29 protein-coding genes are annotated in these 24229 nt (G+C 41.3%); 28 read left to right on the top strand and 1 reads right to left on the bottom strand.

What is annotated here, in order from left to right:
• Nucleotides 1–63: 63 nt before the first annotated feature.
• From trpD to BW961_RS00525, 20 genes are all read left to right on the top strand, one after another.
• Complete coding sequence (gene trpD / locus BW961_RS00620; RefSeq protein ID WP_411830664.1) at nucleotides 64–1089, top strand: anthranilate phosphoribosyltransferase; 1026 nt, start codon at nucleotides 64–66, stop codon at nucleotides 1087–1089.
• The gene (gene trpC / locus BW961_RS00615) at nucleotides 1079–1888 is read left to right on the top strand and encodes an indole-3-glycerol phosphate synthase TrpC (RefSeq protein ID WP_068590205.1); all 810 of its coding nucleotides are present in this window, start codon (nucleotides 1079–1081) and stop codon (nucleotides 1886–1888) included. The genes trpD and trpC overlap by 11 nt, the downstream gene beginning before the upstream one ends.
• Nucleotides 1889–2578, top strand: a complete 690-nt coding sequence (locus tag BW961_RS00610; RefSeq protein WP_068590207.1) for a phosphoribosylanthranilate isomerase — start codon at nucleotides 1889–1891, stop codon at nucleotides 2576–2578.
• Complete coding sequence (trpB, locus tag BW961_RS00605; RefSeq protein WP_068590210.1) at nucleotides 2575–3771, top strand: tryptophan synthase subunit beta; 1197 nt, start codon at nucleotides 2575–2577, stop codon at nucleotides 3769–3771. Before BW961_RS00610 ends, trpB begins: the two co-directional genes overlap by 4 nt.
• The gene (gene trpA, locus BW961_RS00600; RefSeq protein ID WP_068590212.1) at nucleotides 3768–4574 is read left to right on the top strand and encodes a tryptophan synthase subunit alpha; all 807 of its coding nucleotides are present in this window, start codon (nucleotides 3768–3770) and stop codon (nucleotides 4572–4574) included. Before trpB ends, trpA begins: the two co-directional genes overlap by 4 nt.
• Before the next feature lie 27 nt (nucleotides 4575–4601).
• A complete protein-coding gene (gene hisC / locus BW961_RS00595; RefSeq protein WP_068590214.1) occupies nucleotides 4602–5699 on the top strand; it encodes a histidinol-phosphate transaminase in 1098 nt (365 codons plus the stop codon).
• Between the two features lie 31 nt (nucleotides 5700–5730).
• Entirely contained in the window at nucleotides 5731–6828 is a 1098-nt protein-coding gene (locus BW961_RS00590) for a prephenate dehydrogenase (protein WP_068590216.1), read from the top strand.
• A gap of 218 nt (nucleotides 6829–7046) precedes the next feature.
• Nucleotides 7047–7451 carry a DUF3224 domain-containing protein gene (locus BW961_RS00585; protein ID WP_169810340.1) on the top strand — a complete coding sequence of 135 codons (405 nt, stop codon included), beginning with the start codon at nucleotides 7047–7049 and terminating at the stop codon, nucleotides 7449–7451.
• 556 nt (nucleotides 7452–8007) lie between these two features.
• A complete protein-coding gene (locus BW961_RS00580) occupies nucleotides 8008–8601 on the top strand; it encodes an RNA polymerase sigma factor (RefSeq protein ID WP_068590218.1) in 594 nt (197 codons plus the stop codon).
• Nucleotides 8598–9200 carry a hypothetical protein gene (locus tag BW961_RS00575; RefSeq protein ID WP_068590221.1) on the top strand — a complete coding sequence of 201 codons (603 nt, stop codon included), beginning with the start codon at nucleotides 8598–8600 and terminating at the stop codon, nucleotides 9198–9200. Before BW961_RS00580 ends, BW961_RS00575 begins: the two co-directional genes overlap by 4 nt.
• Before the next feature lie 34 nt (nucleotides 9201–9234).
• Nucleotides 9235–9828: a histidine phosphatase family protein gene (locus BW961_RS00570; RefSeq protein WP_068590222.1), complete on the top strand. Its 594-nt coding sequence runs from the start codon at nucleotides 9235–9237 to the stop codon at nucleotides 9826–9828.
• 217 nt (nucleotides 9829–10045) lie between these two features.
• Complete coding sequence (locus tag BW961_RS00565) at nucleotides 10046–11191, top strand: hypothetical protein (RefSeq protein WP_068590225.1); 1146 nt, start codon at nucleotides 10046–10048, stop codon at nucleotides 11189–11191.
• 42 nt (nucleotides 11192–11233) lie between these two features.
• A complete protein-coding gene (locus BW961_RS00560; protein WP_068590227.1) occupies nucleotides 11234–11740 on the top strand; it encodes a gamma carbonic anhydrase family protein in 507 nt (168 codons plus the stop codon).
• Nucleotides 11741–11764: 24 nt separating this feature from the next.
• Nucleotides 11765–11944, top strand: a complete 180-nt coding sequence (locus BW961_RS00555) for an IDEAL domain-containing protein (RefSeq protein WP_068590229.1) — start codon at nucleotides 11765–11767, stop codon at nucleotides 11942–11944.
• A 73-nt stretch (nucleotides 11945–12017) separates the two neighbouring features.
• A complete protein-coding gene (locus BW961_RS00550) occupies nucleotides 12018–12452 on the top strand; it encodes a DUF2487 family protein (protein ID WP_068590231.1) in 435 nt (144 codons plus the stop codon).
• A gap of 178 nt (nucleotides 12453–12630) precedes the next feature.
• Nucleotides 12631–13176, top strand: coding sequence for a QcrA and Rieske domain-containing protein (locus BW961_RS00545; protein ID WP_068590233.1), 546 nt, complete (start codon nucleotides 12631–12633; stop codon nucleotides 13174–13176).
• Between the two features lie 16 nt (nucleotides 13177–13192).
• The gene (qcrB, locus tag BW961_RS00540; protein ID WP_068530469.1) at nucleotides 13193–13864 is read left to right on the top strand and encodes a menaquinol-cytochrome c reductase cytochrome b subunit; all 672 of its coding nucleotides are present in this window, start codon (nucleotides 13193–13195) and stop codon (nucleotides 13862–13864) included.
• Nucleotides 13865–13882: 18 nt separating this feature from the next.
• Nucleotides 13883–14758: a menaquinol-cytochrome c reductase cytochrome b/c subunit gene (locus BW961_RS00535; protein ID WP_068590235.1), complete on the top strand. Its 876-nt coding sequence runs from the start codon at nucleotides 13883–13885 to the stop codon at nucleotides 14756–14758.
• A 205-nt stretch (nucleotides 14759–14963) separates the two neighbouring features.
• On the top strand, nucleotides 14964–15602 hold the full coding sequence (locus BW961_RS00530) for a DUF1405 domain-containing protein (protein WP_068590237.1): 639 nt from the start codon (nucleotides 14964–14966) through the stop codon (nucleotides 15600–15602).
• Nucleotides 15603–15692: 90 nt separating this feature from the next.
• Nucleotides 15693–16541, top strand: a complete 849-nt coding sequence (locus BW961_RS00525; RefSeq protein ID WP_068590239.1) for a sporulation protein YpjB — start codon at nucleotides 15693–15695, stop codon at nucleotides 16539–16541.
• An 89-nt stretch (nucleotides 16542–16630) separates the two neighbouring features.
• Here BW961_RS00525 and BW961_RS00520 read toward each other — a convergent pair whose 3' ends face one another.
• Entirely contained in the window at nucleotides 16631–17500 is an 870-nt protein-coding gene (locus tag BW961_RS00520) for a YitT family protein (RefSeq protein WP_068590592.1), read from the bottom strand.
• A 183-nt stretch (nucleotides 17501–17683) separates the two neighbouring features.
• On the opposite strand from BW961_RS00520, the gene BW961_RS00515 reads away from it, so the two are divergent.
• From BW961_RS00515 to BW961_RS00480, 8 genes are all read left to right on the top strand, one after another.
• Entirely contained in the window at nucleotides 17684–18013 is a 330-nt protein-coding gene (locus BW961_RS00515; protein WP_068590241.1) for a nucleotide pyrophosphohydrolase, read from the top strand.
• 50 nt (nucleotides 18014–18063) lie between these two features.
• On the top strand, nucleotides 18064–18603 hold the full coding sequence (locus BW961_RS00510) for a tetratricopeptide repeat protein (RefSeq protein WP_068590243.1): 540 nt from the start codon (nucleotides 18064–18066) through the stop codon (nucleotides 18601–18603).
• 22 nt (nucleotides 18604–18625) lie between these two features.
• Nucleotides 18626–19429, top strand: coding sequence for a 4-hydroxy-tetrahydrodipicolinate reductase (dapB, locus tag BW961_RS00505; protein WP_068590245.1), 804 nt, complete (start codon nucleotides 18626–18628; stop codon nucleotides 19427–19429).
• A gap of 18 nt (nucleotides 19430–19447) precedes the next feature.
• Entirely contained in the window at nucleotides 19448–19870 is a 423-nt protein-coding gene (gene mgsA / locus BW961_RS00500; protein WP_068590247.1) for a methylglyoxal synthase, read from the top strand.
• On the top strand, nucleotides 19867–20559 hold the full coding sequence (gene bshB1 / locus BW961_RS00495) for a bacillithiol biosynthesis deacetylase BshB1 (RefSeq protein ID WP_068590249.1): 693 nt from the start codon (nucleotides 19867–19869) through the stop codon (nucleotides 20557–20559). Before mgsA ends, bshB1 begins: the two co-directional genes overlap by 4 nt.
• A 110-nt stretch (nucleotides 20560–20669) precedes the next feature.
• Nucleotides 20670–21848: an N-acetyl-alpha-D-glucosaminyl L-malate synthase BshA gene (gene bshA, locus BW961_RS00490; protein ID WP_068590251.1), complete on the top strand. Its 1179-nt coding sequence runs from the start codon at nucleotides 20670–20672 to the stop codon at nucleotides 21846–21848.
• Between the two features lie 32 nt (nucleotides 21849–21880).
• Entirely contained in the window at nucleotides 21881–23164 is a 1284-nt protein-coding gene (locus BW961_RS00485) for a CCA tRNA nucleotidyltransferase (protein WP_244555831.1), read from the top strand.
• Nucleotides 23157–24128 carry a biotin--[acetyl-CoA-carboxylase] ligase gene (locus BW961_RS00480; protein ID WP_068590253.1) on the top strand — a complete coding sequence of 324 codons (972 nt, stop codon included), beginning with the start codon at nucleotides 23157–23159 and terminating at the stop codon, nucleotides 24126–24128. Before BW961_RS00485 ends, BW961_RS00480 begins: the two co-directional genes overlap by 8 nt.
• Nucleotides 24129–24229 lie beyond the last annotated feature (101 nt).

Here is a 24229-nt window from a genome sequence, read left to right as displayed (position 1 = left end):
ATGGAGATGAGTATAGTGGAGAATAGTGTAGAAAAGTTGAGTAACGAATTGAATCAAGCAGATATGATTCAATCAAGCCTATCTAATTTGATTTCAGGAAATGATCTTTCAAGAGCAGAGGCACGTCAGGTTATGCAGAGTATTATGGACGGGGCAGCAACACAGGCTCAGATTGGTGGACTATTAACTGCACTTCGGATCAAAGGTGAGACTGTTGAAGAGATTACTGGTTTTGCTGAAGCGATGAGAGGATCGGGCACTCGAATGTTGACGGAAAGTGCCCACTTGCTGGATACATGTGGTACAGGAGGATCAGGAATACACAAATTCAATATATCGACGACCTCTGCCATCATTTCATCAGCTGTCTCTGTACGTGTAGCCAAGCATGGTAATCGCTCAGCGTCTGGACGTGCAGGAAGTGCAGATGTATTGGAAGCACTTGGAGTGAACATTAACATTACAGCTGAACAAGCGAAACGTTGTTTGGATGAGATCGGGATTTGTTTCTTATTCGCTCAAATTTACCATCCATCTATGCGACATGCAGCAGCACCACGTAAAGAGCTTGGTGTGCGAACAGTTTTTAATATGCTAGGGCCACTAACGAACCCGGCAGGAGCTGACCGTCAGCTCTTAGGTGTGTATGATCGAAAGATGACGGAGACGATTGCACATGTACTGAAGGAGCTTGGATTGAAGCGTGCTTTGGTCGTTTCAAGTTTAGATGGATTAGACGAGATTAGTATCTCTGCACCAACCCAGGTATCTGAATTACGTGGAGGTCAAGTAACGACTTATGAAATCAATCCACATGACTTAGGACTTGAGATGCATCCTCTAGAAAAAGTTCTAGGGGGGGATGCAGCAGAGAACGCCAGAATCATTCAAGGGGTTCTGCAAGGAGAGAAGAGTCCTTATCGAGATGTTGTCTTAGCAAATGCGGGTGCTTGCATTTATGTATCCGGCCTTTCTGAGAGTATCTTAGAAGGTGTCAAGCTAGCTACAGAAGCTATAGATAACGGCAATGCGTATGCTAAATTAAATCAATTGATTCAAATGACAGGAGAAGAGTCCTATGTATCTTGATAAAATCGTAGCAACTAAAGTAAAAGAGGTAGAGGAACTTGCGAAGAACTTTGATTTATCAACAACAGAACGAATCATTGCAAACTTACCTCCGACTAGAGGGTTTCTAAGAGCAGTATCGTCAGATCGTCATAGAGATATGGGATTAATTGCGGAGGTCAAGAAAGCCTCGCCATCCAAAGGTTTAATTCGTCCGGATTTCAATCCTGTAGAGATTGCACTTGCATATGAGCAGGCGGGAGCAGATTGTCTATCTGTGCTGACAGATGTAGATTACTTTCAAGGTAGTGGTGAATACTTGAGAGCTGTACGGACAGCAGTGAATATACCCCTTCTTCGCAAAGATTTCATTATTGATGAACGTCAAATCTATGAGGCTCGCTTGTTAGGAGCGGATGCGGTGCTTCTTATTGCAAGTATATTAACACCTTCTCAAATCTCTTCACTCATGAAGACGGCATCCTCGATTGGACTAGATGCATTAATTGAAGTTCATAACGCACAGGAGCTAGAGGATGTATTACATTTAGATCAGGCATCGTTAATAGGGATTAACAATCGTAATTTACAAACGTTTGAGACATCGCTAGAGACGACTGCCAAGCTGATTCAAATGATTCCAAAGGGGATTACGATAATCAGTGAAAGTGGAATTTCAAGCACAGATGATATGGCCTTCCTGAAGCAGTCAGGTGCAGATGGAGTGCTCATTGGCGAATACTTCATGCGTCAACAAGATGTTGGTGTGGCTGTAAATGAGCTGATGGGAGCTCCCCATGAATTCCAAGGAAGGTTATAGATGAACAATACAGTCGTAAAAATCTGTGGACTTCAGGACGTTGAAGTGCTAAAATCGATGTTAAACTTACCAGTAGATTATATCGGATTCGTATTTGCTAACAGCCGTAGACAAGTGACAGCTGAAGGTGCAAATATACTTTTACAACAGCTCCAAGCTTGGCAACATGAGACCCGTCCTGAGGGTGTAGGCGTATTCGTGAATCCTGATATGGATTTCTTATCTAAAGTAATGGAACAAGCTCCCCTCGATGTCATTCAATTACATGGACAAGAAGATGCCGTGTTCTGCGAAGCCGTGAAGCGCAAGTTCGGTGTGAAGGTATTTAAAGCTGTTTCAGTGCATAGCAAGGGAACTGAGAATCATTCGAACTCGATAGACCAGCATGTCATTTCAAAAGATTATGTTGGCGTTATTGATGCCTTGTTACTGGATACGTTCGACCCTATTTATGGGGGTGGCTCGGGGCAGACCTTTGCGTGGGAGAAACAAATTCCGCACTATCAGGAATGGAGCTCTGAACACGGTATCCCACTTTTTGTGGCAGGCGGCCTTGAACCTAATAATGTTGGGGAATTGATCACGAAATATCACCCTTATGGGGTTGATGTTTCTAGCGGTGTAGAAACTAATGGTTTGAAAGATATAGAGAAAATCAAAGCTTTTATCGAAAGGGTGAAACAGATATGACGCAAATGCCAGACCAGAATGGTCGCTTCGGTCCATTCGGTGGTCGTTTCGTACCAGAAACATTAATGAATGCACTGATAGAACTAGAGGAATCGTATAAACGCAACGCAGAGGATCCTAGTTTCCAAGCGGAAATTGACTATTTGTTGAAACAATATTCTGGTCGTGAGACACCTCTATATTATGCGGAACGACTCAGTCAACATTTGGGTGAAGCGAAGATTTATTTGAAACGTGAAGATTTAAACCATACAGGTGCTCACAAAATCAATAATGCGATCGCTCAAGGCCTTCTTGCTAAACGTATGGGTAAGAAGAAGGTCATCGCTGAGACGGGAGCTGGCCAGCACGGCGTAGCAACAGCTACGGTAGCTGCACTTCTTGGCATGGAATGTAAGGTATTCATGGGTGAAGAAGATACGAAACGCCAAGCTCTGAATGTCTTCCGAATGAAGTTACTCGGTGCAGAAGTAATTCCAGTCACTTCAGGTTCACGCACGCTGAAGGATGCAGGTAATGAAGCACTTCGATACTGGGTTAGTAATGTAGATGATACGTTTTATATTCTAGGTTCTGCTGTAGGACCACATCCATACCCTATGATGGTCCGTAACTTCCAGAGAGTGATCGGAGATGAGACGAGACGTCAAATTCTTGAACTGGAAGGTCGTCTACCGAATATACTTGTGGCCCCTGTTGGTGGTGGAAGTAACGCGATTGGAATGTTCTATCCTTTCATAGAAGATAAAGAAGTAGCTATGGTTGGTGTAGAAGCGGCAGGAAAAGGCGTGGATACCGACTTCCATGCTGCTACGATGACTAAGGGAACACATGGTGTATTCCAAGGGTCTATGAGTTATCTCTTGCAAGATCAACATGGTCAGGTAATTGAAGCTCATTCTATATCTGCTGGACTTGATTACCCAGGCGTTGGGCCAGAACACTCTTACCTTAAGGATATTGAACGTGTTAAATATGTTCCGATCACGGATCAAGAAGCACTTGATGCATTGCAATTACTTTGTAGGACGGAAGGAATTATCCCGGCACTTGAATCTGCACATGCGGTAGCTGAAGTAATTAAGATAGCTCCTAAGTTAACGAAGGATGACATCATAGTTATTTGTTTATCTGGACGTGGAGATAAAGACGTTGAATCCATCATGGCTTACACAGGAGGTGTTCAGTCATGAATTTAATGGATCAGACATTTGAAGTGCTGAAGAGTCAGAATCGTACCGCGCTCATTCCTTTTTTGACAGTAGGAGATCCAGATATTGAGACGACGGTGGAAATCATTGTACAATTAGAGGCAGCTGGTGCAGATATCCTTGAGTTAGGTGTACCTTATTCCGATCCACTAGCGGATGGACCTGTTATTCAACGTGCATCTCAGCGAGCACTGAAGCATGGGGTTAATATTCGTACATGTATGGAAACGGCGGTAAAGGCACGTGAGTCAGGCGTCCAAATGCCATTTATTCTATTCACATACTTCAATCCAGTGTTACAGATGGGTCTGGACCTTTTCTTCAAAGAAGTTCAGACTCATGAAATAAGTGGACTTATTATTCCGGATCTTCCAGTAGAAGAATCTGGAGAAATACGTCGACGTGCCGATGAAGCGGGAGTAAGTCTTATTCCATTGGTGGCACCCACTTCAAATGAACGAATTGAAAAGATTGTAAGTAATGCAAGCGGATTTGTGTATTGTGTATCTTCCTTAGGCGTAACAGGGGAACGGTCCACTTTTCACCAAGGGGTTGAAGAATTTATTCAAACCGTTAAGAAGTATACGAATATTCCAGTTGCCGTTGGGTTCGGTATCTCTACTCATGAACAAGTAGCGCACTTCTCGCAAATATGTGATGGTGTCGTTGTTGGTAGCGCTATTGTTCGAGAGATTGAGTCCGTAATTCCGTTATTAAATGATGCTAATACTAGACAAGAGGGACTATTACAAATTCGTAAGTTTGTGGCACAATTAAAAGCATAAATAGATAGAAAGTGAGGGGATATTATTATGCAACCTAAATCCCATATTGTTAACCTGCCAGTATATCAACCAGGAAAACCAACAGAAGAAGTGAAACGAGAATTTGGATTAACTGAGGTCATTAAGTTAGCTTCCAATGAGAATCCATATGGAGCATCTCCTCGCATTAAAGATGCGGTTCTTTCTGAAATTGAGAATATCAGTATTTATCCAGATGGTAGTGCTACTAATTTGACGACAGCATTAAGTAATCATTTGGGTGTGGATAGTAACCAGATCATTTTTGGATGTGGATCGGATGAGATTATTGCATTGATTACACGTGCCTTTTTTGTACCAGGTGACGAGACGATCATGGCTGATCAGACGTTCTCAGTGTATAAGAGTAATGCCGACATTGAAGGTGCACTCAGCATCGAAGTGCCACTAAAGAATGGTACACATGATCTTGATGCTATGTTAGCTGCTATCAATGAGCGTACTAAGATCGTATGGGTATGTAATCCGAACAATCCGACAGGGACTATCGTAACGGAGAATGCGTTAATTACGTTCTTAGATGCTGTTCCTTCCCATGTATTGGTCGTACTTGATGAGGCTTATTGTGAATTTGTTACAGACTCATCTTATACGGATGGTATAACCTTGTTAAGTAAATACCCTAATATAGTCGTTCTACGTACATTCTCCAAAATATATGGTTTAGCTTCTCTACGTATTGGATATGGTGTAGGAAGTGCTGAAGTAATTAAATTAATTAATCAAGTTCGGGAACCATTTAATACGTCACGTATCGCTCAAGTTGCCGCAATTGCTGCATTGGAAGATCAAGGGTTTGTAGATCAATGCCGTACTTTGAATGCTCAAAGCATTGTTTACTTACAAGCTGAATTTGATCGTCTAGGATTGTCTTACATGCCTGCAAATGGGAACTTCGTTATGGTCGATGTTCGTAAGCCATCGGGTGAAGTATTCCAAGGTTTATTACGAAAAGGTGTCATTATTCGTGCGGGGCATCAACGGTACCCGAGTTATATTCGAGTGACTGTAGGTACGCCAGAACAAAACGCGGTGTTCATTCAATCGCTTGAAGAAGTGCTACATCAAGTATCTGCCCAAGTGTAAATAATAAATTTAAGAATAGAAATGAGATATCATGAACACTACAAAAATAGCTATCTTTGGAGTAGGATTAATCGGGGGTTCATTGGCACTTTGCTTTAAAGATAAGCCAGGAATTACGGTGGTGGGCCATGCCCACCGCCCTGATTTAATGGATAAATATATTAGCAGAGAAGTTGTGGATAAGGCTACACTCTCGATAGAGGAAGCCGCCTGTGATGCTGATTTTATTTTTCTTTGTGTACCCGTAGGGAAATTAGAAGAATATTTAGAGAAATTGAGTGGGCTACCTTTAAAGAAGGGCTGTATCATTACGGATGTGGGAAGTACCAAAGCAAGCATATCCGCAGCAGCTGAAGCATTAGTACTGAAAGACGTTTATTTCATTGGTGGACATCCTATGGCTGGATCAGAACGATCGGGCGTAGAAGCGGCTTCAGTCCTTCTATTTGAGAATGCGTATTATGTATTATGTCCTTCAACAAATGTGCCAGATGAAGCAATAGGTTCACTAGAACGCCTATTGTCTTTTACGCGTGCTCAAATTGTGAAGGTGGAACCAAGACTTCACGATGAGATCGTAGGTGCTATTAGCCATTTACCGCATGTTATTGCAGTAGCTCTAGTTAACCAAGTCTGTGACTTAAATGAATCTAATTCATTATACCGTAGGTTGGCAGCAGGAGGATTTAGAGACATCACGCGTATCGCTTCAAGCGACCCTATCATATGGCGGGACATTCTTCTGAATAATAATGAAGTCATGCTTCGATTGCTTCGGGATTGGAACTTGGGTATCTCTTCTTTTATCGAAATGCTTACGACGAGCAATGGAGAAGGGATAGAAGAAGCTTTTCAGAAAGCCAATGCTTTTCGCAATGAACTCCCAGAAGGACGCAAGGGAATGATTGCGCCGTTATTTGATCTGTATTTGAATGTCCCGGATCATCCCGGTATCATTGGTAAGATTGCCACTGAACTTGGTTCAGAGCAGATCAACCTTAGTAATATTCAAATCATAGAGAGCAGAGAAGATGTTCCAGGTGTCATGCGGCTTTCATTCCGTCAGGAAGAGGATATGGAACGTGCAAGGATCTTACTGCAAGAGCTACAATACACCGTATTTATGTGATTTATAAAAGTGTTTACATTAACTTATAAAACAATAATTGACAAATGAAAACGGATACATTACAATGAACTTACAGTATGGTTTCTCTCCACTCCTATCCAATACTTCCGCTCTGACTTGAGCGGAGACCACTTTGAAAAAAGTGGTCTTTTTTTTGTCTTGGGATATAACTAATGATGTGTTATATACTTCGAAAAAATGATTGTGAGGTTCTATATATGATGAACAGTATGCAAGCTAAAGCAACTTTTAAATTAACACAAGCGAGTGAAGTTCCGTTTAGTGAAGTTGAAGGAGGAACCAGACTCACACAGGGAACTTTTACTATGGAGTATAGTGGCGGGCTACAAGGCGAAGGCATACTGCAAGAGTTGAAATGTTATTTGCCGGATGGGTCTGCTACTGTATACGGCTTAGAACGCATTATAGGCTGTATTGGGGATAAGTCAGGTAGCTTCGTGTTAGAACACGTGGGGAAATTTGAGGAAGGTGTACTTACCTCACAACGAAAGGTTGTCAAAGGTTCTGGAACTGGGGAATGGACAGGGATTGTTGGTGAACTTAACTTTGAGTCTGGGAGTGCTGAAGTGTTCACAATCACCTTTAATTATGACTTTGAGTAAATGATACTTATTCTTAATAAGTACAATGGTTATACATCCATGAGTTAGTGAATGACCACTCACAAAAGTGGTTTTTTTTGTTCTGTGATCATCAGGACTGTAACTTTATGATCTCATAGTGCGTTTAGTAAAGTATATGGGAAGGGTGTCACTGGAGTCGTGTTCGGACCAAAGAGGTAACTGCAGTAATGGAATTCTTCTGCTAATATCTGAATATTAGATGGAAATGCAGCATATAAGAAAGAGATGAAAATACGAAAAAAATGAGAGAGGAGCAATGATCTTTTGGATGGGTAATTTGATGAATGTTGTCACCCTGTGGTTAATAAAGGAAGTTGTCGATTCTATCAATCTACCTGACTATCATTTTTATTTATGTTACAATGGTTAAGCAAGTTTGTTGAATTGTAGTGGAATTTTTCAGTACATAGAGGATGTTGTTTGGGGATTTTATTATTATATAGCGGTTAAACCGCAATTTTTTTATGCCAGTTCAGCTCGATTTTTGTTTGAATTTGAGCGAAGAACAAATGGTTGGCGAGGAGGTCGCACTCATATGACGGACTCCCAGATGGTTCGCGAGATAAAAGAGGGAAATGTCGAACTTTATTCTGTATTAATGCGTCGTTATCAGCGTAAAATATTAGCGTTTGTATATCATATGCTTAAAAGTTCCAATATGGAGCTGCAGGCGGAAGATCTTTGTTCTGAAACTTTTTATAAAGCTTACCGCAGCCTGAATACATTCAGGGAAGTGGATGCGAGCTTTTCCACATGGCTGTACACGATTGCTCGCAATACGGTTCTTAGTGAACTGCGTAAACATCGCAATGGAAATATACCACTAGAAGAATGTGGAATTGTTCCGGTGGCACCTCTTGAAGTAGCACCAGAACAAACAATTCTCCGCAATGAGAAGGTTAATCTAGTCAGGATTGCGATCAATAATTTGCCGGAGAAACAACGTTCTGCATTAATTTTGAGAGAATACGACCAATTAGATTATCAGGAAATAGCTAATATTTTGGAACAAAGCGTAAGTTCTGTTAAATCACTTTTATTTCGTGCGCGTTCTAGTGTGAAGACACAACTTGAACCTTACTATTATGACCACATTAATGATGAGTATGAAGGGATGACAAGCAGATGAAATGCTGTGAGGCTCAGGAGTCATTCGGGTTAATGTGGGATCTCCCCAGTGAAGACCCGAAGAGGCGTATGTTAGAACAACATATAGCAACCTGTACCGAATGTTCAGCTGAGTTCGAATTTTGGGAAGAGAGTCAATGTTTGATTCATGGTTTAAGTGTCGATGTGACTGAGCTACAATCAGAGTCTGTGAACCGTCAAGTCATGGATCGAATATATAGCGAATCTCCTTGGCTGATTCAAGATAAAAGTCAGCCGTTTGCGGTATCTGGAGCAACGCGGCGTAAACTATCTCTATGGATTACGGCCTGTCTGATGTTGTTTTGTATTAGTTTTTTCTATCTTGTCATGATGGATCGATCAGATCCACCAATAGATACTGCTCCTACGAATGGCATTTTGCCTACGGGCGTTGCAGGGATTCCCAATGTTTTTCCACAAGATGGGAATTATATCATTCCTGCGTTAAATAGTGGCATTATTGAACCGTTGGTGGTCACTATGGGACCAACTCATCCTATATATTGGATGGTTTTATCTACTCTGAGTGTAGCCTTGGCACTATATTCATTAAGAAGGTTAGGTCGCATTCGTCGCTGAACATAGCTACTTACTGGAATGGAGGACAAATAGGATGAAATTAGGTCTAATTCGTCATGGCGTTACTGACTGGAATATGATTGGTAAAATTCAGGGGCAAAGTGATATTCCTTTGAATGACGATGGACGAGGGCAAGCCAGAGCATTAGGTGAACGTCTGCGGGAAGAGTCTTTCAAGTGGGATTATATTATCAGCAGTGGTCTATCGCGTGCTGAGGAGACGGGATCTATTATTGCTTCCATCTTGAACATCCCACTTCTAGAACCTGATAAGCGCCTATTAGAGCGTTCCTTTGGGCAAGTAGAAGGCCTTTCTGCTGAGGAACGCGAAAAGAACTGGGGTAAGGAATGGGACCAGCAGGACCTTGGTCAAGAGAAGAAGGATGCGATCCGAACTCGAGGTCTTGAATTTATGGGAGATATATGGAATAAATATCCGGATAAGAACGTACTTGTGATTAGCCACGGTGGCTTTTTAGCCGTATTATATACTGCCTTGTTTGACGATCGATTTACGGAGCGTATTGGGAACTTGTCGCTAACCATCCTCGAGAAAAAGGACTTGGACTGGACGCCATTACTATACAATTGCACCCGTCATTTACTTGGAAAACAGCTTGAGTCCTAAATAATAGGGCTTTTTTTGTGTGGAAAAAAGTTTTAACTGGATTTATTTATGAATGGTAATGGATTAGGTTTAGATTTAGTGAAAAACGTCAACTATGTATTCAAATGATTAACTTGTGATCCTGTCAAAATGCTGAATCTATATTGGAATGGTGCAACCTAGTATCAAATTATGAAAACATACCAATAATGGAAATAAAACGGCGAGGCGATCAAGGATGAATCTAGCGGATATGCTCACGTTTGCTGACATTGGTCAGTTGACTACTATTGCAAGTCACTATCAATGCGAGTGCAAGCGTAATTCAAAACACGAGTTAATTCAGAGCATCTTAGTGACTTTGAATCGCAGGGAATTTATAGGACAACAAATTCGATGTCTCTCGGTAGACGATTTGCGGTTTCTGAACGCGATCTTGTTTGACAGTCGAAGTTACTTCAACGTGGAAGAGTTAATTGCCATCATTAGGCAAACCTCTTTTCAAATAGTTGAGGGAGAACGATCCAAGGACCTACCCAAGATTCCAAGCCCACGTGAGGTCATTGCGCGCTTCAAAAGTAGTGGTTGGTTATTTAACGGTATGACACAGCATACAAGGTACTTGTTTCAGGTTCCTGAAGATCTAAAGGAAAGGTTTCGGAAAGAACTAGGTTCTTATGTAAAAAGTACAATACATTTCACAGAAGAACCAGCTGTTTATAGGGAAGAACAAGGTCTCGTGGCAGAAGATTTAGTTTTCTTTCTCCGTTTTGTTCAACAACAAGAGATTGAAATGAATCAGGAAGGCACGATGTATCGAAGAACACAGCAACAGATCATGGAAAGTTTCCATATTACAGAAGCACTTCTTTCAAAAGGGGGATGGCGCTTTGGTTATGGAAGAACATTTACGGCTTATCCTAGCAGGTTAGCCTTGATCTATGATTATTCATTTCATATGAATTATATTGAAGAGATGGGTCATAGACTAAAGATAACCAACATGGGACTGGAAAGGCTTGAGCAAGGTAAAAGCGAAGGTATGGTACAGATATTTCGCTATTGGTTAAGACTGTATAAACAACCTATTCCGAATTTGTCGTCTATTGTCTATTGGATTGGACAGTGTGCATGTGAATGGATAACGATTTCTTCGTTGCAAGAGGCCTTAGGATGGCTGATAAAACCATATTACTATGACACTTCGCAATCGATTATGGAACAGCGCGTACTTCAAATGATGATGCACCTTGGCCTTGTCCGCATCGGGAATACCGAAGAAGGTACAGTTGTGAAAATGACCGTTTGGGGTAACAGAATGGTTGAAAAGTGTACGCTTCATGCGAAAGATGACGAATTAGATCTGAGGATTGACAAGGTGTAAACCAATTGATACAATCACTCCCAAGTTAAGGAGTGATGTGAGATGTTGATCGCATATGGTAGTAAGCTACCTAAGTTACATAGTTCCGTCTTTGTCGGTGAGGGTGCCAAGATTATTGGTGAAGTTGAGATTGGTGAGGATTCAAGTATATGGTTTAATGCCGTACTTCGTGGTGATATGGCTCCTATTATCATTGGAAGCCGCTGTAATATTCAAGATGGCACTGTAGGCCATGTTAATACATCACAACCCCTTATTCTAGCTGATGACGTTTCTGTAGGACATGCGGCTATTATCCACGGTTGCAATATAGGTAAAGGCACATTAATTGGAATGGGAGCAATAGTCCTGAACGGAGCAGATATTGGTGAATATGCTTTAATAGGTGCGGGTTCAGTCGTGACTGAGAACACAATCATTCCACCCTATACCCTTTCCTTGGGAACGCCTGCTAAAGTGGTACGCGAGCTAACAGAGAAAGATTTGCAACGTATGGCGATGACCATGACTAATTATGTAACCAAAGGAAGGGAATATAGGTTCTCTTAACCATTCGTTTGGAGGTGCATCCAATTGGATAAGTTGAAAGTTACTTACGAAGTCATGTTGGGATTAGCTGCTGAGATGGTCTGGGACGAATGCATACGTAAACATCGTAGGGCAGAGCTCTACAAGGGAATTGACAGCGCTTTAGCTAATGGAGATAAGATGGCATTTACTGAACTGACAGATGAACTTAAATCTTTAGAATGAAGAAGTGCATCTATGCATTTCTTCTTTTTTAGTTTAAATTAAAGGGTATGAAGAAATAGAGAGGATGACTAGTGTGAAGTTCAGCGAGATATCTCAAGCGTCTTGGTCAGAGTTACAACCCTATTTAGATACCTGTGTAATTCCATTCACGGGTCTGACGGGTTTAGAATCTCCCGTTGAAGCTACGGCTTCATTAGAAAGATTACGTGATTTCATGGATTTAGTTGAAACACGGTATAAAGGAAGGATCGTAACCTACCCGGCTTTTCATTATCAAAATCAAGAAATTCCCAAATCGTTGAATGAATTATGTCATAGAGTTAAAGAAAGTGGGTTCAAATATGCTATCATTATGACAGCGGATACAATACTAGAAGAATCGAAAGTGTTAAATTGTGATTTAATACTGTCACAGCAACAGTTAGCGCCATTATTTGAGAACGATCAGACGGTGCTTTCTTCTATTATTCAAGACAAGGTTGAAAGCCTCTGGAAGACTAAGCGGTGACCCAATTGTGACAAAATTTCAACAATTTTTTTATGTAAATCTTTCTTGTTGACATGAAAATGTGTATAATTCTTGACGGTCTTAATAGGCTAATATATTATTAATATGTCCTGGTAATTTGTGTGATTAATATCATTGAAAATGAACTATGAATGGGTTGAAAAAGGGGGTTGAAGACATGGAAAACAACCGAAATGATCATCATGAAGAAGAGCACCAACCCAATAGTCGTAAAGAAATGTCCCGTCGACAATTTCTAACGTATACTTTGGGAGGAGCAACGGCATATATGGCCGCAGGTGCGATCTTGCCAATGGTACGTTTTGCAGTGGATCCTATTTTGCATAAGAAAACTGATGGTGCATATGTAAAAGTGGCAGAAATTAGCAAGATTACCAATGAACCACAAGAGTTTACCTTTGAACTCAAGCAACAAGATGGCTGGTATCCTAGTACAGCAAACTTAATTGCATGGATTCGTAAGGATGAAACAGGTAACATTTATGCTTTGTCTCCCATTTGTAAGCATTTGGGATGTACAGTGGGATGGAATAACGATAAGAATTTCCCAGATGAATACCACTGTCCTTGCCACGGCGCTCGTTATACTAACGTCGGTAAGAACTTAGCAGTTTCTCCTAAACCACTCGACACGTACAAGATTAAGATCGAGAATGGTTGGGTCTATCTAGGTAGTACTGAGCCAAATACGGAAGTGAAATAGGAGGCGAAAATTTCGGATGTTTAAGAATATCTATAACTGGATTGACGAACGTCTCGATGTCACGCCGATATGGAGAGACGTCGCGGATCATGAAGTACCGGAACACGTAAATCCGGCGCATCATTTCTCTGCATTTGTTTACTGCTTCGGTGGATTGACATTTTTCATTACCGTCATTCAGATTTTGTCAGGTATGTTCCTGACAATGTATTACGTACCAGATATTATCAATGCATACAACAGTGTTGAGTATTTACAGACACAGGTTGCATTTGGTCAAATCGTACGCGGTATGCACCATTGGGGTGCGAGTTTAGTAATTGTAATGATGTTCTTACATACCATGCGTGTATTCTTTACTGGCTCCTACAAAGCCCCTCGTGAAATGAACTGGGTTGTAGGTATGCTTATATTCTTCGTAATGCTTGGTCTGGGATTAACAGGTTATTTACTTCCTTGGGATAACAAGGCATATTTTGCAACGAAAGTTACGATGGAAATTGCAAACTCTGTTCCATATTTAGGACCTGTTTTGAAGGAATTAATGCAAGGCGGTACAATTGTTGGCGCTCAGACGTTAACTCGGTTCTTTGCCCTTCATGTATTTTTCCTCCCGGCTGTACTGTTAACTCTGTTGGTTGGACATTTTATCATGATCCGCAGACAAGGGATTTCCGGTCCACTATAATAGAAGGGAGGTATTTTGATGGCGCACGGAAAAAAATCGGACGAAAAAATTGTCTTTGTTGGTGATTCGCGAGTTAAGAAATCCAAAGGTTTTATTGTGCCACCTGATTACACGGCATACCCTGGTAAATCAGAAGCGTTCATCCCTAACTTTTTGTTGAAAGAATGGATGGTTGGAGTTGTCTTTCTAGTGGGATTCTTAGTCCTAACGATTGCTGAACCGGCTCCACTAGGCTTTCCAGCAAATCCAAGTGCAACGATTATCCCGATGCCAGACTGGTATTTCTTGTTTCTTTATGAATATTTGAAACTACCTTATGCCTCAGGCGATTATGTGGTTCTTGGAGTTATTGGTGTCACAGGGGTAGCTTTCGGCGCATTGTTACTCGCTCCTTTCCTAGATACAGGGAAGGAAAGACGTTTCTATCGCAGACCTATCACATCTTCACTTATGATCCTTGCGATTATGGCGATTGTATATCTGACAAACGGTGCTTGGACCCATTACTCTAACGAAATGGAAGCTACCGGTCAGAAAGCAGAGCATATCCAACGTGAGGAAGAAGCAAGAGAGAAACGTGCTAAGGGTCTTCCGACTACAAATGCAATTGCAACAAAAGAGGTTGCCATTGTAGAAAAGGAAGATGTAGCTATGGAATCTTATAAAAAGGCAGGTTGTATTACTTGTCATGCAGCGGATATGAAGGGTGCAGCTGGCCCGTCTTTACGTGGTATCGGTGAAGTACATGACAAAGATGCGATCTTAACCATTATTAAAGAAGGTTATGGCGATGGTAAGATGCCTCCTATGTACGATAATGCTATTGCTGCTGGTCTAACAGATAAAGATGTTGATCATCTAGCTGAATGGCTTGCGAAACAAAAAGCAGAATAGTAGGATATAATAAGATGAGAACCTGATCGGGTTAAACGATCAGGTTCTTTTTGGAAATATAAGAAAGTAACGTTTCACTCGATAGGCTACTTCTTAATATTTCGACAGAGATGGGTACCCGCCCATTAATGAACGGTGTAGCTGCATCCTCATGCGGGATATGATCAATTAAGCGCTTAACTTACTTTTTAAGGAGGAACAAAGGGTGTCGATTTCTTATTTGTGGAGCCGATCTTTTCTATGTAATCGTAAATTCCTATGGCTCTTGTTTATATGTAATGTGATTGGAACGATCTACGGATACATATGGTATGGCAATCAAATGGCTTATACATTAGAGAATTATGCTTCATGGTTAATTGTATTTGTTCCAGATAGCCCAACCGCAAGCTTATTCTTTACGATAGGTATAGGATGCTTATTGTACAAGCCTCGTTCGATGTGGGGTAATCAAATTCGCTATTTATTTGAATCGTTAGCTGTGGTTACTTCAGTGAAGTATGGTTTATGGGCAAGTAGTATGATATTTGCGGGTCAATATCAAGGGGATGTACTCCAATGGCAAGACTGGATGTTAGTAGTATCTCATACAGCGATGGTTATTGAGGCTCTTCTATATGTGCGCTTCTTTGGGTTCAATACGAGTGTGTTGATAGGTGCTGCTGCTTGGACACTATTAAATGACTTCATCGATTATTCGTATGGTATTTATCCTTGGCTTCCTAGTGTGTTGAGTGATAATTTAACCGCCGTCCAGAACTTCACAATTGGACTTACAATCTTTAGTGTTATTGTATCTTGGATAACTTTAAGATTAGCTAGACGGGATACTCGCAGAGCTTAGGGGAATTGCTAAAGGTGAATAGTCGAATTTGAGGCAGTTTGTTCTATATACATCCCTCTTACCATACATATACGGTAGGAGGGATGTCCCATGTCACGTAAATTCATATCTCATCCATTATTAACGATGTTGGTTGTCTTCATCATCGTCTTCATGCCTGATTATCACATGATCTGGGCGGATGAATCATCATCACTGCCTTCTAAGCAGGCTGGACAGCTAAGTGAGGCTGTAGAGACGTTATATCGTGATGTTGTAGATGGTAACATAACGAAAGTTCGCCTGGAAACAGAACAAATCGAGAAATTATTTACTTCATCATCATTTCAAGGGCTAACTGAAGTTGAGGGGATTCATGCTCTTGCAGAGTGTATTGTAGAAGTGAAAATAGCAACAGCTCAAGCGACACTTCAACCGGAGCTGTGGTTACAAGCGATAGCGAAATTACGGTTAGCAGCAGATAGTCTAAGTAATAGACAACAACCCTTATGGCATCAATATTATAAAGTGGTGCGTGAGGACTTGAGTACGATGCAGAGTCAATTTAATTTGAATAATAAAGAGGGTTTGAAACAAGCTTATGATAGCCTTCAAACTCATTATGAATTGATTCGTCCCGCTATTGTTATACAAAAGAAACCTTTTGAGGTTAATATGATCGATTCGTGGATCTCGTACGCAGGGGGGGTAACTAACACGACAACTTCGAATCCCGAAGCGATACGGAGTATGATTTCACAAGGTGAAGAGCATTTTAATACGTTATTTGGAAAAAAGAAGGATGAACCTGCGTTTGCTCCTCAAATTCAATATAATATGTTTAATAAGGGGCTCTGGATCGGAGCATTATTTATAGTCTCAATCTTATCCTATGTTGGTTATCGTAAGTATCGAGGGGAACAGACCAGTATGAAGGCTCTTCCACCACCTAAGATTTAAAGAAGGGTCGCTTCAACAGGCATCGTTATCCATGCTTGTTGAAGCGACCTTGTTTATAATATTAGAAAGTAATACTTTCAATTAATATGCTATTCCTCCCTAAAGCCTTCACCATGTACATCATGGACATCGTTTATGATCACAAAGGCCTTGGGGTCTAAGGACTTTACAATGAGACTCAAACGTCGAATTTCTTGTCTAGAGACAACACAGTAGACCATATATTTGGCTTGCTTTGAATAGGCACCAATCGCTGGAATAAGGGTTACGCCTCGATCCATTTCTTTCGTGATCAAATCTGCTATTTCTGGTGCATGGTCACTAATGATAGTGAAAGCTTTTGCAGCGTAAGCTCCTTCTTGGATGAAATCAATGACTTTCGAAGCAATATAGACCGCAACGAAAGTATATAATATTTTCTCCTTTGGAATGAAGAACAAGGATGCACCGATGATGATGATATCCAGTGCGAGAATGACTTGCCCCATACTCCAGCCTAATTTACGATTGCATATTCTTGCGACGATGTCTGATCCCCCGGTAGTACCCCCGAAGCGGAATACAATTCCAAGGCCTGCGCCAAGTGTTACTCCAGCATACAGGGAGGCGAGAATGTAATCATATTGCGTCACAAAGGGAGATATTAAACCGCGATGAATCAATATCTCGAAAAACCATAGAAAAAAAGTCAAAGATAAGATTCCGACGCCAGAATAGACCATCTGCTTCTTTCCTAATACCATCCATCCCAGTATGAACAGCGGGATATTTAGGATAAACGTAGATAAAGCAGGTGGAATTTGGAAAGCATAATTAAGCAAGATTGTAACCCCAGTGATTCCCCCCTCCATTAATTGGTTAGGAATAATGAAGTAGAGAAGACCAAAGGCGTAAATAGCGGTACCTACAATAATAGGTATGATCATTTTGAGCTGTGTAACGATGGTGGTTAATTTCATAGGATCCTCACTTTTCATAATTAGGAAAAACCTAGATTTTTTTGTCATCAATAGTATACCTGTTCAGGCTACTTAATAAAAATATTTGTTTCAAAATAGCTTTAATATGACATTTGGAGTAAAATGATTACGAGAAAATCCAATATAGTCACAAGTATTTCACTAAAGGGGATTGGTTCAAATATGGAGAAATCTTTGGCGGAAATGCAACGAGAAGTGGACCTCTACATATCACAATTTAAAGAAGGGTATTTCAGTCCATTATCGATGTTAGCGCGAATGTCGGAAGAAGTAGGCGAATTAGCCCGTGAGGTGAATCATCAATTTGGTGAAAAACCAAAGAAACCAAGTGAAGAAGATAATTCGATTGAACTAGAGCTTGGAGATATTATGTTCATAACGATGTGTTTTGCAAATTCACTAGGTATTGATCTAAGTAAAGCACATGACTCTGTCATGCATAAATTTAATACGCGTGATGCTAATCGTTGGACCTTGAAAAACACCGATTAATGATCTTGACATATGCTGTAGTAAAACCTATTTTGAAGGTGTGAACAGCTATGAAATCGGAAGACTATGTTCAACAGGCGTATCATTGTATTTTACAAAATGACTTTTTGGAAGCCATTCGTCTTTTTGAAGAAGCCATCGCTATTAACCCGGCTGACGCTGAGATTCATTATAAATGCTCGATTACCTATGCTCGCAATAACAGGATCGATAAAGGAATTGAACATGCTGAAAAAGCACTTGAACTTGCGCCGGGGAAAATCATTTATAAATATTATTTGCAGCATCTTAAAGCCATACAACTGGTGCATGAGTCCAAGAAACAAATGGATAGGATGAGCGGTACTTCTGTTGTTAATCTTTATCAAGTCGTGTTTCTGTTAAAGGAAGCGATAGCACTCGATCCGTTAAATGCTGAAGCGTACGTGTGGTTAGCTCTAACTTATAGTGAGCTGAATGAACATGCGGCTGCGATCTCGACGTTAAAAGAAGGGCTCTATCTCATGCCAGCAGAGCAAGGTCTCGATAAATTGTTAGAACAATTAAAAAAAAGATTTAGAAAGTATATAAACGATTCATTAAATGAGTAAGAACACGAGGGAGATGGGACTTATGTCAAATCCAATTAGAGTAGCGGTCGTAGGTGCCGGAGGCCGTATGGGAAGAGAAGTTGTTAAGTTAGTTCTAGAGGATAAAGAACTTGAATTAGTTGCAGCAGTAGGCCGCTCTGATGGTGAAGTGGATGCTGGTAGCCTTGTAGGGCTACCAGCAAGTGGCATTATCGTCACTTCAGATATGGAACTTGCTTTTGTTGAGTGTAAGCCTGATGTTATGGTTGACTTTACTACGCCACAAACTGCGTATAGTAATACGTTACTGGCGATTAAACATGGGGTACGTCCGGTGATTGGAACAACGGGGTTTACACCGGAACAAATCAAGGAACTGGACAAGCTGTGTATAGAGAAGGAGATCGGTGGATTGATTGCTCCGAATTTCTCAATTGGTGCTATCTTGATGATGAAATTTGCAGCGCAAGCTAGTAAGTACTTCCCGCATGTTGAGATTATTGAGACTCATGGTGATCAGAAGTTAGATGCACCTTCAGGAACAGCAATCAAAACAGCTGAAATGATTGTTGAGAATCGTCAGGAGCTTCGCCAAGGAAACCCGAATGAAGAAGAGATCCTTGAAGGCGCACGTGGCGGTTACTACAATGGATTTAGAATTCATAGCGTACGTTTACCAGGGGTCTTTGCTCAACAGGAAGTGATATTCGGCGGATATGGCCAGACACTCAAAATTCGTCATGATTCATATGAACGCGCTGGATATATGCCAGGGGTTAAAGTAGGCATTCAAAAAGTGATGGAGTACACCGGACTTGTATACGGATTTGATCAATTCATCGACTAACTAGGAGTGATAGAAACTATGAAAATTGCATTTATAGCACATGACCGCAAGAAGGAAGAAATGGTTAATTTCGTAATTGCTTATGAACGTGTTTTTGAAGGAAATGAATTATATTCAACAGGTACCACAGGACTAAGAATTATGGAAAACACGGATTTGAAAATCCATAGATTCATGTCTGGCCCACTGGGTGGAGATCAACAAATTGGTGCACTTGTAGCCCAAAATGAGATGGACCTTATTATATTCTTAAGAGACCCACTTATGGCACAACCACATGAGCCGGATATTAATGCGCTTCTTCGTCTTTGCGATGTTCAGGGCATACCTTTAGCAACGAATATTGCAACAGCAGAAATTCTGGTGAAGGCATTAGATCGTGGTGATTTTGCGTGGCGTGACCTCGTACATAAGTACAAGCCCATTAGTGAAGAGCTATGACAGAGCAACTTGATATCCTCGTGTTCGGTGCACATGCAGATGACGTAGAGATTGGGATGGCAGGTACGATTTATAAACATGTTGAGGCGGGTTATCGTGTAGGGATTTGTGATTTGACTTTTGCGGAAATGTCCTCCAATGGGACAGTGGAGACTCGTAAGCAAGAGGCAGAAGAAGCGGGTAAAGTATTGAAGTTGACTTCACGGAGTAATCTGGGACTTCCAGACCGTGGTTTATTTATGACTCCGGACAACGTGAAGGCCGTAACGGAAGAAATTCGTGCTCATGCGCCTCGGATCATATTTGCACCATACTGGGAGGATAGACATCCAGATCATGTCGCTTGTAGTAAGCTAGTAGAAGAGGCTGTGTTTAATGCAAAACTCCGGCGGTACATGCCGGAGAGTCCTTTTGTGAATGTGGAACAATTATATTTCTATTTCATTAACGATCTAGGGAAAGCTGATCTTATTGTGGATATTTCGAAGCAATATGACATGAAGGAGAAGGCTCTGTCATGTTATCGATCCCAGTTTGAAAAGTCAGAGTCAGAAACGGTAGTTACACCTCTTAATCAAGGATATATTGAGCGTGTGAAATCGAGAGATAGATTGGTGGGTCAACGCAGATTGGTACCTTTTGCGGAAGGATTTGCAATCAAGAGTCCTTTCTTAGTTGAACACTTTTAACTATCGATATTATTAATTTGACCATTCGTGGATTTCATTGTTATATATTTCGTCTCCTACCATGCATAATATAGGTAAGTGAGTGTGAAAAGGAAAGGGGGGCGGTCGTTATGGACCAAGGTCAATCATTAAAAATAGGAATTACATGTTACCCATCTCTTGGTGGTTCAGGTGTTGTGGCGACAGAACTTGGTAAGATTTTGGCTGAAAAGGGTCATCAAGTACACTTCATTACGCAAAGCATTCCATTTCGGTTAGGTACGAAGTTTCAAAAAAATATTTTTTATCACGAAGTGGAAGTTAGCGACTATTATGTATTTCGTTACCCACCTTATGATTTATCATTAGCCACTAAGATGGCACAGGTAGCTAAAATGCAGAATCTTGATATTCTCCATGTGCATTATGCTGTTCCTCATGCGGTATGTGCATTTCTTGCCAAACAGATGGTAGGAGAGAAGCTCAAAGTGGTTACAACTCTTCATGGGACGGATATTACTGTCTTAGCACAGGATGAATCGCTTAAGGATCTTATTCGGTTAGCTATCAATGAGAGTGATGCGGTCACAGCGGTATCAAATGACCTAATTAAGGAAACTAGAGATGTCTTGGATATTAGCCGAGATATTGATTTGACATATAATTTCGTGGATAAACGAGTGTATTACCCTCGAGATACTTCTACGCTACGTGAAGATTTTGCGAAACCAGATGAGAAAATACTGATGCATATTTCTAATTTCCGCCCAGTCAAACGGGTGTCGGATGTTGTGGATATTTTTGCGAAAGTGAATAAAGTGATTCCATCCAAATTATTGTTCGTAGGAGAAGGCCCTGAATTACCAAAAATTCAATGTAAAATTAATGAATTAGGACTCGGGGATAAGGTTCATTTTCTCGGTAAACAAGATGAGATTGCACATGTCATTTCGCTAGCAGACGTGCTATTACTTCCCTCTGAGAAGGAAAGTTTCGGTCTAGTTGCATTAGAAGCGATGGCTTGTGGGGTACCGACGGTAGGCTCTGAAGCGGGAGGGATTCCTGAACTTGTTATTCATGGTGAAACAGGGTTCTTAGCTCCTATCGGAGATGTAGACCAGATGGCTGACTATGCGATTCGTCTACTAAGTGACCCAGCTTTATCTGAGAAATTTATAGAGGCATCTCTAAAGCGTGCACGTGAGAGTTTCTGTGATGAATTGATTATGAAACAGTATGAAGAGATCTATTACCGTGTTCTTGGGAGAGAAGTTCCGAGTTCCGATCATTTAGATGAGTTATGCAGGTAGGCTGTATGTTCTAAAGTGTGGGGGCGTTGCAAGTGGTGAAGTGGAATAATGCAGAAGTTGGCATGGCAGAGCAAAGTGAAAACCTCCTTAGAACGTTACTGGGACAAGGATTCGAAGGCTATTGGGTCGGTGGCTGTGTTCGAGATGAATTGATCGGTCGCCCTGTCCATGATATGGATATGACGACATCAGCTCTTCCTGAGGAAATTGTAGGCTTGTTCAAGCATACGATTCCAACGGGAATTCAGCATGGGACGATAACAGTAATGTTACAAGGGTACGCCTTTGAAGTTACTACATACCGTGTAGAGAGTACTTATGAGAATCATAGGCGACCCGATGAGGTTACATTTGTTAAAGAAATCTCTGAGGATTTAAAGCGGCGAGATTTCACGATGAATGCGATTGCTAGAGCCGTGGATGGTACATATATAGATCCCTTTGGCGGTCGACAAGACACGGGAAAGGGTATTATTCGATGTGTAGGGAATCCTCTTGAACGATTTAATGAGGATGCGCTGCGCATGGTTCGCTGTGTACGGTTCGCATCCGTATTTGGGTACTCGATCGCTAAGGATACCTGGAAAGGATTATTGTCTCAGCGTGCTAACTTACAATACATCGCGTTGGAGAGAATTCGGGTTGAGTTGGAAAAGGTAATGAGTGGAAATAATCCGCTCAGAGGTCTTGATCTACTCCGTCGTAGCCAGCTTTTGGATTTCGCTAAAGTGCCCGTACTTAGTACGCAGTTCGATTCAGATATTATCATGGGACTAAATCAAGTGATGCTTGAACCCGCCAGTCTCAAGTGGGCCTTGCTTCTCTATGCGGGTGGCTATACGTCCAGCGAAGCGGGGCAACTCTTGCGGAAATGGACATTTAGCAATCAGGACAAGGATGAGATTTGCAATATTCTGCGATTAGACGAACAGGTGAAGCAAGTTATCCGAATTCAGGACAGTGAGATTTCGAATGAAGAACGGCGGTTATCTTGGATCAGATTGGTTCTTGATCGTGGGAGATCAACTGCACTGAATTGGCTTAAGTTACAAAGAACTCTGCCAGAACATAGGCAGGTATTCCCGTTGGCATGGTTAGACCTCTTGGCTACTTGGGAGCAACAGATGCATATACATCATCTCAAGGAATTAAGTATAACTGGTAAAGAAGTCATGAAGGTTAATCCTATTCCAGCGGGCTCTTGGCTAGGAGAGTTGTTACAGCAATTGTTGTTATCTGTAGCAGCGGGTATCGTCGCAAATGATAAAAATTGTTTAATTGAGGAAATAAAGCGGGTGAACATAAGTCATGGCTGAGGAAACATTATTGAATATTCTGCTTGAGAATCCCACTGGGTTTGTATCGGGTGAAGAAATGAGTCGGAGACTATCGATCAGCCGTACAGCCGTGTGGAAGCAGATCAATAAGCTAAGAACGTTAGGATATGAATTTGAGGCAGTGCCTAACAAAGGGTATCGTATTCTCATGAAGCCGGATACTTTGGACAAGTTAACACTGACCAATGCACTAAATACTGTTGTGATGGGTTCAGATCTTGAGATCATCAAGACTACAGTCTCTACGCAAGAGGAAGCGAGACAGAGAGCAGAATTAGGAGCGCCTGAAGGAACTGTTATCATCGCTGAAGAACAGACAGGTGGTAAAGGAAGATTAGGTCGGAAGTGGTTCTCACCATACGGTAAAGGTATCTGGATGAGTCTAGTTCTTCGTCCGCAGCAATCGCTTGAATATACATCACAACTCACGCTTCTGAGCGGAGTGGCTGTATGTAGAGCGATAAGAAAGACGACGGGTCTAGATGTTGGAATCAAATGGCCAAATGATATTCTGATGAATCAACGCAAAGTATGTGGTATTTTGCTTGAATCAACCGTTGAGGATAAGGTTGTTCGTTATTGTATTGCTGGAATAGGGATTAGCGTAAATGTAGATTCGGCAGAATACCCTGAAGATTTGCGAGACATTGCCACTTCTTTAAAGGCAGAAAGTGGAGGTATAGTGGATCGTACGCTATTAATCGCAGCTGTTCTAGAGGAGTTCGAAACGTTGTACCAGCTATATGCTCAGGAGGGTTTCCTCCCTATTGCATCGTTATGGGAAGCACTCTCAGTAACGATTAATCACGAGGTTGTATTTAACACAACTCAAGGGCTCAGAGAGGGCCTAGCTGTCGGATTAGATCCGAGTGGTGCATTGCTTGTAGATACAGGGATGGGGAACATCGTTCCTGTGATCTCTGGAGATGTCAAACTTAAATAATGAAATATGCCAACGTATTTGGTATACTGTTTGTGAGGCGGGATCGAGCATGACTCGAACTGCACTTGATCAAAAGTTAAAGAATTTAAAAAGACTACACT

Source organism: Paenibacillus macquariensis, assembly GCF_900156375.1.
GTDB classification, from domain to species: domain Bacteria; phylum Bacillota; class Bacilli; order Paenibacillales; family Paenibacillaceae; genus Paenibacillus_AQ; species Paenibacillus_AQ macquariensis.
Note: the sequence above shows the minus strand (reverse complement) of the source record. Positions and strands in the feature narration are given on the sequence as shown.